Origin of the sequence: Sphingobium sp. 15-1 (assembly GCF_013375535.1) — a bacterium.
Taxonomy (GTDB): domain Bacteria; phylum Pseudomonadota; class Alphaproteobacteria; order Sphingomonadales; family Sphingomonadaceae; genus Sphingobium; species Sphingobium aromaticivastans.
In genome coordinates, this window is sequence record NZ_JABXJG010000001.1 from 51,532 (window position 1) to 67,388 (window position 15,857).

Sequence of the window (15,857 nt, forward strand, 5' to 3'; positions counted from 1 at the left end):
TCCGTAATGAATTCAACGCCTACTCAACGTCCCTGAAACTGCTTCAGGAAATCATTGTCGCGGGAGAGGACCATGGAGGTCGACCCCTGCTTGTCAGGTGAGAAAGTATAGCGATAGGCCTGCATGGCGCGATAGAAATCGTAAAATTGCGGATCCTTGCCGAAACTGTCCGAATAGATGCGCGCGGCGTTGGCGTCGGCTTCGGCGCGGATGATCTGCGCCTGCTTGGCGCCCTGCGCGCGGATGGTGAGCGCTTCCTGCTCGCGCGCGGTGCGCATGCGGGTGAAGGCGCTTTCCAGCGGCGCGCCGTCGGGCAGGTCGGCGCGCTTGATCCGCACGTCGACGATCTGCGCGCCATATTGCCGGGCGACGCGGTTCAGGCCCGCCTCGATATTGTCCATCACCTGCCCGCGCTCCGGGCTGAGCAGCGCCGCGAAGGGCCGCTTGCCCAATTCGTTGCGCAGCGCGGAGCCCAATATCGGGCGCAGCGCGTCGGATACGCGTTCCTCGCTGCCCGCCGCGATATACATGCGCAGCGGATCGACGATGCGGTAACGGGCGAAGGCGTCGACCTGCAACCGCAACTGGTCGGTGGACAGCACTTGCTGGCGCTCCATCTCGACCGACAGCACGCGCTTGTCGATCCAGACCACCTGGTCGATGAACGGCCAGCGCAGGATGATGCCCGCGCCGGTCTTGCCGAAATCCTCGTTCGGGCGGTAGCGGTTGATGATCTTCTTGGGATCACCGAAGCGCACGACCACGCCCTGCTTGGTTTCAGGCACGATGGCGATGGTGCTGCCGATCAGCAGCAATGCGGCGATGGCGAGCAGCGCGAGCGCGACGGGATGACGGATCAGGCCCTGCATCACTGGCCCTCCCCGGCGGCGGCGCCCTGCGCGGCGCTAGCCTGCGCCCTGCGCTTGAGTTCGGGCAGCGGCAGGAACGGCGTCACATTGCCGCTTTCGACGATGGTCTTGTCGACGTTCGACAGGACGCCCTCCATGGTTTCATAATACATGCGGCGGCGGGTCACGTCGGGCGAGAGCTTATACTGCTCATAGACCTTGTCGAAGGCGGCTGCCTCGCCCTGCGCCTTGGCCGTCACCTGCTGCGCGGCGGCGCGGGCTTCGTTGAGATAGGTCTGCGCGGTCTGCTGCGCGGCGGACACGGCCTTGAACGCATCGTTGACGGCGGTGGGCGGGTCGGCTTGCTTGATCGCGACGCCCTGCACGCGGATGCCGGACCGGTAGCCGTCGAGGATTTCCTGCATCCGCTGCTCGACCTGCTGCTCGATCTCTGTGCGGCCGGCGCCCAGCGCATCCTCCAGGCTGACGCTGGCGACGACGGAGCGCATCGCGCTTTCCGCGACCTCGCGGACGGACGCGTCGGGATCGGACAATTGGAACAGATAAAGTTCCGGGCTGCGGATGTTCCAGCGCACCGAATAAGCGAGGTCGATGATGTTCTGGTCGCCGGTCAGCACCAGATTCTCGCTCTCCGCCCGCGTCGATCCGATGTCGATGGTGCGGATTTCCTCCACATCGACGGTCGTCACATTTTCCAGCGGCGCGGGCAGGGTGAGGCTGATGCCGGGGGAAAGGGTGCGGCTATATTTGCCAAGCAGGGTGACGACGCCGCGTTCCTGCGGGCCGACGCGGTGGAAGCAGGTCAACACCAGCCACAGCACGACCAATATGCCGATGGCGGCGGGCCACAGCGCCTTGCCCGAAGGCCGGGGCGGAAGATTGCCGAAGCCGCCCCCGCCGCCCTGGCCGAAGCTTTCCTTGCTGCGGCGGAGCAGTTCCTCGATCGCGGAAGGACCCTTGGCGCCGAGGCGTCCGGGTTGGGTCCAGGGGTTGCGCGGGCCGCCTTCGCCCCCTTTGCCCTGACCGTCATTGCCATCCGGCCCGTCGCTCTTGCCGCCCCAGGGACCCTGGGTCATGGCGCTCGCACTGCCCTGCATCCACCCGAAAATTCTCTTCATCGCTCCTCTATAGGAAGGCTTTCCGGCGAAAAACAGTGCCCTTCGCAACGATTATTGTTTCGAATGATGTCGCTACGGGACAAAAAAGGGGTTGGGCCGGTTTCGCCGGATGTCGAAAGCCATTAGATGGCGCTCCCATGACCGAGCTTGAAGATTTCGCCGCCCGCCTGAAAACGCTGACCGAAGGGCGCGCCAGCGCGCCGCGGTTGAAGGACGGGATTATGACGTTGGCGCTGGACGTGGCGGGCCTGTCGTCCGATCAGCGCGACGCCGTGGCCGCCGCGATCCGCGAGGGCGCGCTGACCGTGCCAGGCGTCAGCGACGTGCGCATCGCCATGACCGCCGAGCGCAAGCCGCTGAAGATCATCGCTGTCGCTTCGGGCAAGGGCGGGGTCGGCAAATCGACCCTGTCGGCCAATCTGGCGGTCGCGCTCCAGCGGCTGGGGGTGAAGGTCGGGCTGGTCGACGCCGATATTTACGGCCCGTCGCAGGCGCGGCTGATGGCTAGCGAGGACCGGAAGCCGCAGGCCAAGGACAAGCAGCTCATCCCGGTGCAAAGCCCGCTGGGTATTCCGATGCTGTCCATGGGACATCTGGTCGAGCCGGGCAAAGCGCTGGCCTGGCGCGGGCCGATGGCGGGCAACGCGCTCGCCCAGTTGATCGAGGCGGACTGGGGCGATGCGGAGGTGCTGATCGTCGACATGCCGCCGGGCACCGGCGACGTGCAATTGTCGATGGTGCAGAAGCATAAGCCTGCCGGGGCCGTCATCGTTTCGACGCCGCAGGATCTGGCGCTGATCGACGCGACCCGCGCCGTCAGCCTGTTCGAGCAGACCCATGTGCCGATGATCGGGCTGGTCGAGAATATGGCGGGCTATGCCTGCCCCCATTGCGGGGAGTCGTCCGATCCCTTCGGTCAGGGCGGCGCGGAGGCGGCCGCCGGGGAGATGGGCATGCCGTTCCTTGGCCGGATACCGCTCGCCATCGACATTCGCCGCCGCTCCGACGCGGGCGATCCTCCAGCGGCGGGGGACGATGTGCATGGCGCCGCCTTCCGCGCGATTGCGGAGAAGGTGGTGGCGTGGCTGAGGGGCGGTGGGATTTAAGGGGCAGGTCTTTCCCCCAACTCGTCATGCTGAAACAAGTTCAGCATGACGGGGGATGGGGCGTTGGTTCGGCTACGACCGCCTGTGTTCGTCCCGCATCGTCATTTCAAGGGAACGGCTTGTGTCCCTCCCGCGTGCTTCCCATGTCCGAGGAATATGGAGGTCCGTTACATGCCGCTTACCGCTGCGCAGGATATTGCCGATCTGTTGAACGAAACCCGCACCATCGCGCTGGTCGGCATTTCCGACCGGCCCGACCGACCCAGCTATGGCGTCATGAAGACCCTGCAGGACCACGGCTATCGCGTGCTGCCGGTCAATCCGCAGATCGCGGGCGAGCATGTCCATGGCGAGTTCGTCTGGGCGAGACTGTCCGATATCGGCGTGCCGGTCGACATGGTCGACATCTTCCGCCGCAGCGAGGCCGCTGGGGACGCGGTGGACGATGCCATAGCCGCCGGCGCCAAGGCGGTATGGATGCAGTTGGCCGTGATCGATGATGCCGCGGCGGCCCGAGCGGAGGCGGCTGGTCTCAAAGTGGTGATGGACCGTTGTCCGGTGATCGAGATACGCCGTCTCCAGCTCCAGCCGGTCGACGCGCAATAGGGCTTTCCAGAGCTTCCAAGCCTCTTTATCAGCGGACTTATGGGGCGCGCACCGCGGAAGCAGGGTCAGCAGACGGAAAAGGGTTTGAACCGGCGCACGCTGTTGATCGGCGGGGGCGCTGCGGCGGGGCTGTTGCTGGCATGGGCGGCGTGGCCGCGAGCCTATCGCCCCAATCTCAACACCGCGCCGGGCGAAACCGCCTTCAACGCCTTCCTCAAGATCGACCGGTCCGGTCAGGTCATCGTCATCGTGCCGCAGACGGAGATGGGGCAGGGGATCAGCACGCTTTTGCCGCAGATATTGGCGGACGAACTGGGCGCCGACTGGCGCACCGTGGGGGTGCAGAGCGCGCCTGTCAGCCCGCTTTACGCCAATAATCTGCTGGCGCGAGAATGGCTCGCCAATGACTGGAGCCGCTTGGCGGGCGAAGCAGGCGAATGGGCCATCGATCAATATGCCACGCGCAGCGCGCTGATGCTGACCGGCGCGGGCACGTCGATCCCGATGTTCCATCAGGCCTATCGCGAGGCGGGCGCGGCGGCGCGGGTGCTGTTGTGCAAGGCGGCGGCGGCGCGCTGGGACGTGGCGTGGGAAAGTTGCGACATCCAGAACGGCATGATTTCCGATGGCGGGCAGCGCAAGCTGAAGCTGGGCGAGGTGGTGGAGGATGCCGCGACCTACGACCTTCCGGACATTTTGCCTTTCCGTCAGGCGGATGTGGACCGGCTGGCGGGGCAGGAGCTTCCCCGGCTCGACACGCCGTCCAAGATCGACGGCAGCCATAATTTCGCCGCCGACATCCGCCTGCCCGACATGGTCTTCGCCTCCATCCGGCAGGGGCCGATCGGGGACGCGGTGCTGAAAAGCGTCGATGAGGGCGCGGCGAAATCCGTCACCGGTTTCCTGAAGCTGGTCCGGCATGAGCGTTGGGTGGCGGTGGTCGCCAGCAACTGGTGGGCGGCGAACAAGGCGCTGGACCTGGCCGATCCTGTGTTCGAGCTGTCCGGCAGGCCTGTGGACAGCGCCGGGATGGAGGCGGCGCTGGAGCAGGCCTTTTCCGGCTCCGGCGAGCGGCTCTATGCGCGGGGCGATTTGAAGCCGCTGTTCGAGGACGCGACCATCCTTGCCAGCGAATATCGGGTGCGGCCCGGCCTGCATCTGGCGCTGGAGCCGATGAGCGCCACGGCGCGGATCAGCGAAGACGGCGCGGAAGTCTGGATGGCGACGCAGGCGCCCGGCCTGGCCCGCGCCGCCATCGCCAGCGCGCTGGGGCTGTCGGCGGAGGCAGTGACGCTCTATCCGCTGCATGCTGGCGGGGGCTATGGCCGCCATATGGAGTTCGGGGCGGGCGTGCAGGCGGCGCTTCTTTCCCGCGCAATGGGGCGGCCGGTGCAACTGCTCTGGTCGCGGCTGGAGGATGTGATCCAGGACCGGCCCAGCGCCCCGGCCCATGCGCGCATGGCGGGCAAGCTGGGTCGCAACGGCGCGATCGAAGGCTGGTCCGCGAAGGTCGCCGCCCCTTGCGCGATGACCCAGACATGGGCGCGCATCGCCCGTGGCAAGCTGCCGCATGAGGCCAGCGCCGAAGCTGCGGGCGTTTCGACCCGGCTGGCGGTGGCGGGCATGGAGCTGCCCTATGCCGTGCCCAATTGGGCCGTGGATCATTTCCCCGCCGATGTCGGCCTGCCCTTGGGGTTCGCGCGGGGCAACGCGCATCTGCACGGCGCCTTCTTCACCGAAAGTTTCATAGACGAGCTGGCGCATCAGGCGCAGATGGAGGCGATGTCCTTTCGTATCCAGATGCTGGGCGGCAATCCCCGGCTGGCGCATTGCCTGACCACGGTGGGCGCCATGGGCGGCTGGCAGGGCGGCATCGAGGGAAGTGGGCAGGGGCTGGCCGCGCATGTCATGAACGGCGCCTTCATTGCGATCATGGTGGAGGCGGGCATCATCGAAGGCAAGTTGCAGGTCGGGCGGATCGTCGCCGCCGTCGATGGTGGGGAGCAGGTCAATCCCGACATCGCCCGGCAGCAGATCGAAAGCGGCCTGATCCATGGCTTGGCGCTCGCCATGGGGGCGTCCGTGCCCTATGCGAAGGGCATGCCCACGCGGGCGATATTGGGCCGCATGGGTTTGCCACGTCTGGGGGATGTCGGGGAAGTGACCGTGGAACTGATCCGCAGCACCGCGCCGCCCGCCGGACTGACCGATCTGGGCGCGCCGCTGGTGGCGCCCGCGGTCGCCAATGCGCTGTTCACCACTACCGGGCGGCGCTTCCGCAGCCTGCCCTTGCTGATGGAAGGGTGAAGGCGATGGGCAGGATCGGTATCCTTATCATCAATCTCGGCACGCCGGACGGGCCCGATCCGGCGTCGGTGCGGCGTTATCTGGCCGAATTCCTGTCCGACCCGCGGGTGGTGGAGATTCCGCAACTGCTCTGGCAGCCGATATTGCGCGGCCCGATCCTGCTGACCCGGCCGAAGAAATCAGCCCATGCCTATCGCCAGGTGTGGATGAAGGAGGGATCGCCGCTCGCCGTCTACACCCGCGACACGGCGCGGGGATTGCAGGAAAGGCTGGGATCTGCCGCGATGGTGGATTGGGCCATGCGCTATGGCAATCCCTCCATCGGCGCGCGGCTGGCGGCGATGACGGCGGCGGGGTGCGACCGCATATTGCTGGCGCCGCTCTATCCCCAATATTGCGCGGCGACGACGGCCACCGCGCTCGACGCCGCTTATGCGGCGCTGGGCAAGATGCGGTCGCAGCCGGCGGTCCGCACCCTGCCGCCTTATTACGCCGATCCTGCTTATATAGAGGCCCTGCGTGCATCGACGCAGGCGCAGCTCGCCGCGCTGGATTTCGCGCCCGACCTGTTGATCGCCAGTTTCCATGGCATGCCGGAGCGGACGCGGCAATTGGGCGACCCTTATCGCGACCAATGCGTGGAGAGTGCGCGCCTGCTGGGCGAGGCTCTGGGGCGCGAGGTGCGGGTCACGTTTCAATCGCGTTTCGGTCGCGCGAAATGGCTGGGTCCGGCGACCGATGCGGTGCTGCGTCAGCTCCCCTCCGAAGGTGTCGGAAATGTTGCTGTCCTGACCCCCGGATTCTCGGCGGATTGCCTGGAAACCCTAGAGGAAATCGCCCTGCGCGGCAAAGAGGATTTTATCGCTTCCGGTGGTAATAATTTTGTCCATTTGAGTTGTTTGAACGCGTCTGCGGACGCTATGAACCTATATGTGAATCTGGCCCGGCGCGAACTGGCCGGTTGGTTGGAGAGGTAAGTTTCGTCCCGTCATTTTTTGCTGAGGAGAGCCACTATGAGCAAGGTTGCAGTCGTCACGGGCGGAACGCGTGGAATTGGCGAGGCGATCAGCCTGGCGCTCAGGGAGATGGGGTTCACGGTCGCCGCCAATTATGCGGGCAATGACGCAAAGGCGCAGGCCTTTTCGGACAAGACGGGGATCGCATCCTTCAAATGGGATGTGGGCGATCACCAGGCCTGTCTGGACGGTTGCGCACAGGTGGCTGAAGCGCTCGGCCCGATCGATGTCGTCGTCAACAATGCGGGCATCACGCGGGACGGCGTGCTGGCGAAGATGAGCTTCGACGACTGGAACGAAGTGATGCGCATCAATCTGGGCGGTTGCTTCAACATGGCGAAGGCGACCTTCGGCGGGATGCGGGAGCGTGGTTGGGGCCGTTTCGTCAATATCGGATCAATCAACGGGCAGGCGGGCCAATATGGCCAGGTCAATTATGCCGCCGCCAAGTCGGGCATTCATGGTTTCACCAAGGCGCTGGCGCAGGAGGGCGCGAAATATGGCGTCACCGTCAACGCCATCGCGCCCGGCTATATCGACACCGACATGGTCGCCGCCGTTCCTCCGGCCGTGCTGGAGAAGATCGTCGCCAAGATTCCGGTGGGCCGTCTGGGCCATGCCGATGAAATCGCGCGCGGCGTGGCCTTCTTCTGCAGCGAGGATGGCGGCTTCGTGACCGGCAGCACGCTGTCGATCAACGGCGGGCAGCATATGTACTGATGGAGGAAGAGGGCGCTTCCGATGACGCCTCGGCGTTGGCGGGATCGCCCTTCGCTCCGCCCATCAAGCGCAGCGTGACCATTGCGGGCCATCAGACCGCGATCAGTCTGGAACCGATCTTCTGGCAAGCCCTCCGTGCGGTCGCCGCGCGGGAGGGCTTGCCTGTCAATGCGCTGATCGCGCGCATCGACGTCGCGCGCATGGCGGCGGCCGATCCCCCCAATCTGGCGAGCGCTATAAGATGCTGGCTTTTCAGGGATAATATGCAGCCATGAGATAATAATTATTCGCAATAGCATTGACTATGCGAACGAGTCGCAATAGCAGAAGCCCCAAGGTTCAAAAAGGGGTTCTGTTTTCATGTCCAAAGCAATGTCACGTCCTTCCTTCCTGGCGCTGAGTTGCGTCGGCGCGATGGCCTTCGCCTCCACCGCCCATGCGCAAAATGCTACGCAGGACGGCGCGCAGGGCGCCAAGCTCGGCGGGATGACGGTCACCGACACGGCGATCGACGAGTCACCGATCAAGGTCGAGAAGGCGGAATCGCCCAAATATACCCGGCCGCTGCTGGACACGCCGCAGACCATCATGGTGATCGGCAAGGAAACCATCCAGCAGCAGAATTTGCTGACGCTGCGCGAAGTCCTGTCCACCGTGCCCGGCATCACCTTCGGCGCGGGCGAGGGTGGCTTCGGCTATGGCGACCGCATCATCCTGCGCGGCCAGGACGCCAAGAACGACGTCACGGTCGACGGCGTGCGCTCCGGCGCGTTCCTGAACCGCAACGAAGTCTATAATATCGAGCAGGTCGAAGTCACCAACGGCGCCAATTCGGTCATGAACGGCGGTGGTTCGGTCGCGGGCACGATCAATCTGGTGACGAAGCGTCCGCTGGCCGATGATCAGACCATTTTGAATGCAGGCATCGGCACCGACAACTATTATCGCGCGACCATCGATACCAACAAGCGGGTCAACGATCTGATCGCTGTGCGCCTCAACGTCGTCTACCACAGGAACGACGTACCGGGCCGCGATGTCGAGGATTATGAACGCTGGGGCATCGCGCCCGCCATTACCATCGGTATCGACGGGCCGACCAGCCTGACACTCCAGGGCGAATATCTGGATGACAAGGCAATGCCGCAATATGGCATTCGTTACTTCCCGGCGATGGGTGGCATCGTCAAGGACTTCGATCGGTCGGGCTATTATGGTTTCGCCAATCTCGACCATCAGGACAGCAAGACCAAGTCGCTTCAGGCGATCTTCAGCCATGCCTTCAGCGACACGGTCAAGATTCGCAACCTGACGCGCTACGAACATATCCGCCAGGACACGGTGACCAGCCAGCCGAACGGCGTCTTCTGCCTCGACAACGGCACGGCGGGCGGCTTCAATCCCGATACCGGCGGCGCGTGTACGCTGCGCGTCGGATCGACCGCCGCAGGGCAGACGCTCACCATTCCGGTCGGCTATTATGTCCCGACCGGCGGTCGCGGCAACCAGCGCTTCATCACCAATGAGACCGCCTATGACCAGATCGACCTGAGCGCCGATTTCGACACCGGCGGCATCGGCCATACGCTGGTCGTCGGCGGCTCGGCCTTGTGGGAGCGCTACGATCAGTTGCAGGGCAGCATCGGCCGCACCGCCACCGGTTTCGATCCCTATGCCGCGCCGTTCAGCGCACCGGCCAGCGGCAATGGCACGGCCACAGCGACCTATAGCGCCGGGAGCAGCCTTGGCTTCTACCTTCCGCTCGTCAACATAGCCGATCCGTCTTCGGGCATCGTCGGCCCGGCCGCCACCAGCGGCCTGGCGCGCGTCTATGGCAGCAACGCTTATGTCGGCCCGGTCAACTTCATCCTCGGCGCGCACAATGTTGGCGAGCAGACCAGCTATGCCGCCTATCTGTTCGATACGATGAAGTTCACCGACTGGTTCGAGATCAACGGCGGCCTTCGCTACGAGAGGGTGAAGGGCTTCAACCGGACCTTCAGCTATGTGACCGCGCCGGGCGCCACGCTGGGCCAATTGTCGGTGCCGGCGGCGGGAGCGACCAATCCCACCTATTTGAAGGTGGAGGATAATCTCTTCTCCTTCCGCGTCGGCGCGGTCGTGAAACCGACCCCGAACACCAGCCTCTATGTCGCCTATGGCAACAGCAAGTTGCCCTCCAAATCCTCGGTCGACGGAAGCTGCACGGCAGACAACGCATCGGGCGGCAGCGGCACCTGCAACGTCAAACCGGAAACGACCAAGAATTACGAGATTGGCGCCAAGGCGGACCTGTTCGAAAAGAAGCTGCTGCTGACCCTGGCCCTGTTCCGCAACGACCGCGACCAGATCAAGGTGGTGTCGGGCGATCCGACCCTGCCCGATCAGGCGACGGATGGCTTCCAGCGGGTGGAGGGCGTGTCCTTCGGCGCGTCCGGCAACATCACCAGCAACTGGACGATCTCCGCCAACTACATGTACCTCAAGAGCAGGATCAAGCAGGGCGTTTCAGACTATTGCCTCGCCCACCCCGGCGCGACCGATCCGGCGGCAGGCACTTGCGCCAACAGCGCCGCCTTCCCCGATCCGACGGCGGGCTATGCGCTCACCAACACGCCCAAACATTCGGGCAGCCTGTTCACCACCTACCGCTTCGGCTTCGGTCTGGAACTGGGCTATGGCCTGACCTATCAGGGCAGCTTCCTGCTCAACCAGCCGACTCTCGCCCAGTTGGTCGCCAACAGCTATGTCGGCTATCGGGTGCCGAGCTACACCATTCACCGCTTCATGGCCTCCTATCCGATCACGGAGAATCTGAAGGCGCAGGTGAATGTGCAGAACTTCACCAATGAGAAATATGTGACGACGGTGCGCAACAACACCAACAATAGTTGGGCACAGCCGGCCCCGACCCGGTCGGCGGTGTTCAGCCTCAACTATATGTTCTGACCGGTCCAGGGCATGTTCGATTTGCTGAACCGGAACATGCCCTGATGGTCTTTTGTTTTCCGCGATTTCCTGACGGTCAGATGGTCCGGCTTGAAATCGCTTCGGTCCCCCCGGCACTCGTCCCTTGCCGGGGGAAACGGGCGGGCGGCGATGCACTCCTCTCCTCCTCGGGTCGCCGCCCGTCCGGTCCCTTCTTAAAGGTGCGATTGATTCGCATTAGAGTTCTCGTTATGACCGGGCCTTCCCGGCACGGCCGCAAAGGGGATCTGGCATGCTTCGCGTAGCGGATAGATTTGGTGAAGAGGCGGTGGATGGCCCGTTCGTCTCGCCACCGGCAGCTCTGGCGCTTGTTTCCAGCGCGGCCATGCAACCCGGCGCGCCGCCCGCCCGCTATGGAGCGCGGAGCGGGGTGAATGTGCCGGCGGTCGTTTTGATCGTGCTGCTTCACGCTGTCCTCATCGCCGCGCTGATCCAGGCCCGGCAGCATGTGCAGCGCGTGCGGGAAACGCGCTTGTCGGTGGTGAACCTGCTGCCGCCCCCCCCTCCACCGGCGGCTGATACGCCGCCTCCGCCTTCGCAACCGCAGATCGTCGCGCCGCCGCCGCTGGTGCAAGTGCCCGTGCCGCCCATGCCGACCGTGGCCACCACGCCGGAAAGCCTGCCGCCCGCGCCGACAGCTCCCCCCGCGGCGATCTCCGCTCCGCCCGCTCCGCCGGCCGCATCGCCAGGCGCCAGCATCGTTCAGGGCGGCGACCTCGGCACGCAGATGGTCGCGGGCAAGCCGCCCCGCTATCCGATCGAAAGCCGCCGCAAGCGGGAGCAGGGCACGGTCGTCCTCGCGCTGACGCTGGGCCTCGACGGCGGGGTGGACAGTCTGGACATCGCCCGGAGCAGCGGCTTCCCCCGGCTCGACAATGCGGCCCGCGACGCGGTGCGCGGCTGGCGCTGGAAGCCTGTGATGCGCGACGGGCAGGCCTTCCGCGTGAAAGGGGTCGTCGAAATCCCCTTCATTCTGCGCACCGACGGATAAAAAAGGGTCTGCCTTTTCCGCTTGCGCTGCTTTTGTTTCTCAATAGTGTTTGACTCTGCGAACGCGTCTCAATAACTGGGCCTCCAAAATAAGGCAAGAAAAGGGGACCGACCGCCATGCAATCCGATAACCGCCGACGCTCGGCGCCCGCCTTTCTGGCGCTTGGCTGCGTCGGGGCCTTCGCCTCGAGTCCCGCTTTGGCGATCGACAAGGCGGACGAGGCGGCGGTCGACCAGCAGGCGGACGCAGGCCAGATCGTCGTCAACGGCCGCTACAATCAGGAAATCATCTCGCCCAAGGCGACCGCGCCGCTGATCAACACGCCCCGGTCGATCGCGATCGTCAGCGAAAATGTGATCAAGGACACGGGCTCCGCCACACTGGTCGAGGCGCTGCGCACCGTGCCGGGCATCACCTTCGGCGCGGCGGAGGGCGGCAATCCGATCGGGGACCGGCCTTTCATCCGTGGCTTCGACAGCCAGGGCAGCACCTATGTTGACGGCGTGCGCGATACCTCGGCCCAGTCGCGGGAAACCTTCGCGATCGAGCAGATCCAGGTGGTGCGCGGTTCCGACAGTTCGCTGGGCGGGCGCGGCAGCGCGGGCGGTTCGCTCAACATCATCACCAAGCTGCCCCGCGACCGCGATTTCGCCGCCATGGACCTGTCCTACGGCACCGCCGACTACAAGCGGATCACGGCGGACATCAATTACAAGCTGACCGACTCGGTCGCCTTCCGCGTGGCGGGCATGTGGCACGATCAGGACGTGGCCGGTCGCGACGCCATCTGGCAGAAGCGCTGGGGCGTGGCGCCTTCGCTCACCATCGGGATGAACTCTTCGACGCAGCTCACCTTGTCCTGGTATCATCTCGATACGGACGAGCTGCCCGACAGCGGCATTCCCTACACCTATGTCTGCTCGACCACGACCTGCAACGCGCCGACCGGCTTCACCTTTTCGGAGCCGGCGATCGGGGATGTGACGCTGGCCAATGGCGCGACCGGCCATGTCGACCGCGACACTTTCTACGGTCTGAAGAACCGCGATTTCCGCAAGAGCAAGACGGACCAGTTCACCGTCCGCGCCCAACATGATTTCGGCGGCGTGACGCTGCGCAACACGGTGCGCTACAGCCACAACAACCAGGCCTATATCTATACCCAGCCCGACGACAGCCTGGGCAATGTCTATAATAACGGCCTGGTGTGGCGCCGCGCCAACAGCCGCTACGGCTATGTCGACACGCTGACCAACCAGACCGACCTGTTCGGCAAGTTCAACACCGGCGGCATCGAGCACAGCTTCGCCGCCGGCGTCGAATTTTCCTGGGAAAAGGCGCGGCGCGGTTCCTATGTCACCCGCGGCCTGCTCAACACCAGCGGCAATAATGTGGGGAGCGAGGCGCTGACGACCGGAGGGACTCAGGGCGCCTCCACCCGTTGTTCCGCCGCAGCCCAGTTGCGCTATAATTGCACCAGCCTGTTCGCGCCCAATCCGGCCGATCCCTGGGTCAACTATGCCAATGAAACCTCCCCGGTTCCGGCGGCGATCTCCAGGACTCTGCCAATCGCGGAAACGCAGACCGACGCCGATACGCAATCGGCCTATCTGTTCGATTCGATCACGCTGACGCCCTGGCTGATCGCCAATCTCGGCCTGCGTTTCGACAGCTTCAAATCCTCGGTCCTGCCCGGTCAGCCGATCGCGGCGACCCAGAGCTTCCGCCTGACGCGGGAGGACGATATCTGGAACTGGCAGGCGGGGCTGGTGGCCAAGCCGACACCGAACACCAGCATCTACGCCTCCTATTCCACCGCCGCCACGCCGCCGAACAGCCTGGTGGGCGAGGGGCAGGAAGGCAACAGCTTCGGCACGGTCAACAATGCGGCGGGCGTCGACGCGCTGAAGACCGAGCGGACCAAAAGCTACGAGGTCGGCGCCAAGGCGGACCTGTTCAATTCCCGCCTGTCGCTGAACGTCGCGCTGTTCCGGACTGAGACGAAGAACGCCCGCGTCACTGGCCCGAACAATACGGTTAAGTTCGTCGGTGAGCGTTGGATCAAGGGTGTGGAACTGGGCTTCAACGGCGAAATCCTGCCCAAGTGGAGCGTCTTTGGCGGCTATACCTATATGGACGCCAAGATTGTCGACGGAGGTTTCACAGCGCTGACGGCGGCGGCGGTCGGCGCTCAGGCGGCCAAGACGGTGCTGGTGCAGTCCGTCAACACCGGCCGCCAGTTCCCGCAGACCGCCAAGCACAGCTTCTCGCTCTGGACCAATGTCGAAGTGCTGCCCAAGCTGAATGTCGGCGGCGGCGCCTTCTATATGAGCCGGGTGTTTGGTGGCTATGCTGACAACCGCACCGCGACGCAGAATAGCTCAGGCATAGTGACCGTCAGCCCCGCGAGCAGGATCATCGCCCGGTCGGTGCCGAGCTACTGGCGCTTCGACGCCCGCGCCAGCTATGAATTCAGCGACAAGGTAGGCCTCAGCGTCAATGTCCAGAACCTGACGGACAAGCTCTATTTCAGCCAGGCCTTCTCCAACCATTATGCGACCATGGCGGCGGGACGGTCGGCCTTCGCGACGCTCAGCGTCAAATATTGATGGCGCAAGCGTCCCCGCCTTCGCTGGCCGATCTGAGCGTCATGAGCGCACAGGCGCTCGCGGCGCGGCTGGCAGGGCCGGGGGCGGATCGCGCTGCGCTGATCCGCGTGGCGGCGGAGGGCGGCATCGCCCAGGCGCAACTGCTGCTCGGGCAGATGCTGCTGGACGGGGTCGAGCTGCCCGCCGATCCGCGAGCCGCTTTCGGCTGGTTCAACCGGGCGGCGGCCCAACATGACATGTTCGCGCTCAACATGGTCGGGCGTTGCTATGAGCTGGGCTGGGGCGTCGCCATCGATCTGGATCGCGCCGCCGAATGCTATCGGGTCGCGGCCGGGCAGGGGCTGGCCGAGGCGATGTATAATTATGCGACGCGCCTCGCTCTGGCGGAGGAGCATGATGCGGCGCTGGACTGGTTCCGGCGTGCGGCGGGCGATCCGGGGCTGATCGGGGCGAAGGCAGCCAATTATATCGGCAGCTTTTACGAGGACGGCTGGTCCGTCGCGGCGGACCGGGTGGAAGCACTGCGCCATTATCGGATCGCGGCCGAGGGCGGAGATTTTCGCGGCCAGTTCAATCTCGCGCGGTTGCTGGCGGAAGATGGCGCGACGGATGAGGCGCTGCGCTGGCTCCGTCGGGTGCGGGAGACGGCGACGCCTGCCTTCATGGAGAAGGCGGCCGACTATCTGCGCCATTCATCATTGCAGCGGGCGGGGCTGGCCGCTCTGCTGGGACAGGAGTTGCCGACATGCTGACCGTCATTCCCGAACTGCTGGATGCCGAGACCGTGCAGCGCGTGCGGGCGCTGATCGACGCGGCGGAGTGGGTTGACGGCAATGTCACCTCCGGCCATCAATCGGCCCTGGCCAAGCGCAACCTGCAACTGCCCGAAGACTGCGCCGAAGCGAGGCAGGCGGGACAGATTGTGCTGGATGCGCTGGGCCGCTCGCCTTTGTTCATTGCGGCGGCCTTGCCGCTCAAGGTCTTTCCGCCGCTGTTCAACAGCTATGCGGGCGGGCAGGCCTTCGGCACCCATGTCGACAATGCGGTGCGGATTCAGGCGGGGACCGGCTTTCGTGTGCGGTCGGACCTGTCGATCACCATCTTTCTGGAGGAGCCGGAAAGCTATGATGGCGGCGAGCTGACGGTCGAGACCAATTTCGGCGTGCAGCGGGTGAAGCTGGCTGCGGGACATGCGGTGCTCTATCCGTCATCCTCGCTGCATAGGGTGGAGCCGGTAACGCGCGGGCGGCGGGTGGCGAGCTTCTTCTGGCTCCAGTCGATGGTGCGGGACGATGCGGCGCGGCAGATGTTGTTCGATCTCGACAGCAGCATCCAGCAACTGGCGGGGGAGTTGGGGCATGACCATGCGCAGGTCATTCGGCTGACGGGCGTATATCATAATCTGCTGCGGCGCTGGGCCGACGCCTGATTTTGGCCAGTTGCGGCCGGTAAGCGCGCCGTACTCCTGCGAAGGCAGGGCCCCAGTTCAGGCGGAGCGATGATTCACTAAGGGCAGGACTGGGCTCC

The 15,857-nt window shown here is 64.8% G+C and carries 13 protein-coding genes; 11 read left to right on the forward strand and 2 right to left on the reverse strand.

Translation table 11 applies throughout. The features are described from left to right. Window positions 1–23 precede the first annotated feature (23 nt). The gene (hflC, locus tag HUK72_RS00210) at window positions 24–869 is read right to left on the reverse strand and encodes a protease modulator HflC (protein ID WP_176594986.1); all 846 of its coding nucleotides are present in this window, start codon (window positions 867–869) and stop codon (window positions 24–26) included. Then, complete coding sequence (gene hflK, locus HUK72_RS00215) at window positions 869–1,987, reverse strand: FtsH protease activity modulator HflK (RefSeq protein ID WP_176594987.1); 1,119 nt, start codon at window positions 1,985–1,987, stop codon at window positions 869–871. Before hflK ends, hflC begins: the two co-directional genes overlap by 1 nt. Window positions 1,988–2,322: 335 nt before the next feature. Here hflK and HUK72_RS00220 point away from each other — a divergent pair, with 335 nt between their 5' ends. The 11 genes from HUK72_RS00220 to HUK72_RS00270 all read left to right on the forward strand — a co-directional run bounded on the left by HUK72_RS00220 (window position 2,323) and on the right by HUK72_RS00270 (window position 15,759). Then, complete coding sequence (locus tag HUK72_RS00220) at window positions 2,323–3,093, forward strand: Mrp/NBP35 family ATP-binding protein (RefSeq protein WP_255325752.1); 771 nt, start codon at window positions 2,323–2,325, stop codon at window positions 3,091–3,093. 171 nt (window positions 3,094–3,264) lie between these two features. Beyond that, window positions 3,265–3,699 carry a CoA-binding protein gene (locus HUK72_RS00225; RefSeq protein WP_176594989.1) on the forward strand — a complete coding sequence of 145 codons (435 nt, stop codon included), beginning with the start codon at window positions 3,265–3,267 and terminating at the stop codon, window positions 3,697–3,699. Window positions 3,700–3,738: 39 nt separating this feature from the next. After that, window positions 3,739–6,006 carry a xanthine dehydrogenase family protein molybdopterin-binding subunit gene (locus tag HUK72_RS00230; RefSeq protein ID WP_176594990.1) on the forward strand — a complete coding sequence of 756 codons (2,268 nt, stop codon included), beginning with the start codon at window positions 3,739–3,741 and terminating at the stop codon, window positions 6,004–6,006. 5 nt (window positions 6,007–6,011) lie between these two features. Beyond that, window positions 6,012–6,983, forward strand: coding sequence for a ferrochelatase (gene hemH, locus HUK72_RS00235; RefSeq protein WP_176594991.1), 972 nt, complete (start codon window positions 6,012–6,014; stop codon window positions 6,981–6,983). A gap of 36 nt (window positions 6,984–7,019) precedes the next feature. Beyond that, the gene (gene phbB / locus HUK72_RS00240) at window positions 7,020–7,742 is read left to right on the forward strand and encodes an acetoacetyl-CoA reductase (RefSeq protein WP_176594992.1); all 723 of its coding nucleotides are present in this window, start codon (window positions 7,020–7,022) and stop codon (window positions 7,740–7,742) included. After that, a complete protein-coding gene (locus HUK72_RS00245; RefSeq protein WP_176594993.1) occupies window positions 7,742–8,017 on the forward strand; it encodes a ribbon-helix-helix domain-containing protein in 276 nt (91 codons plus the stop codon). The genes phbB and HUK72_RS00245 overlap by 1 nt, the downstream gene beginning before the upstream one ends. Before the next feature lie 85 nt (window positions 8,018–8,102). Continuing rightward, window positions 8,103–10,691, forward strand: a complete 2,589-nt coding sequence (locus tag HUK72_RS00250; protein WP_176594994.1) for a TonB-dependent siderophore receptor — start codon at window positions 8,103–8,105, stop codon at window positions 10,689–10,691. A 271-nt stretch (window positions 10,692–10,962) separates the two neighbouring features. Beyond that, entirely contained in the window at window positions 10,963–11,721 is a 759-nt protein-coding gene (locus HUK72_RS00255) for an energy transducer TonB (protein WP_176594995.1), read from the forward strand. A gap of 116 nt (window positions 11,722–11,837) precedes the next feature. Beyond that, the gene (locus tag HUK72_RS00260) at window positions 11,838–14,330 is read left to right on the forward strand and encodes a TonB-dependent siderophore receptor (RefSeq protein ID WP_176594996.1); all 2,493 of its coding nucleotides are present in this window, start codon (window positions 11,838–11,840) and stop codon (window positions 14,328–14,330) included. Next, the gene (locus HUK72_RS00265; RefSeq protein WP_255325571.1) at window positions 14,330–15,082 is read left to right on the forward strand and encodes a tetratricopeptide repeat protein; all 753 of its coding nucleotides are present in this window, start codon (window positions 14,330–14,332) and stop codon (window positions 15,080–15,082) included. Before HUK72_RS00260 ends, HUK72_RS00265 begins: the two co-directional genes overlap by 1 nt. Beyond that, window positions 15,076–15,759, forward strand: coding sequence for a Fe2+-dependent dioxygenase (locus tag HUK72_RS00270; RefSeq protein WP_176594997.1), 684 nt, complete (start codon window positions 15,076–15,078; stop codon window positions 15,757–15,759). The genes HUK72_RS00265 and HUK72_RS00270 overlap by 7 nt, the downstream gene beginning before the upstream one ends. Window positions 15,760–15,857 lie beyond the last annotated feature (98 nt).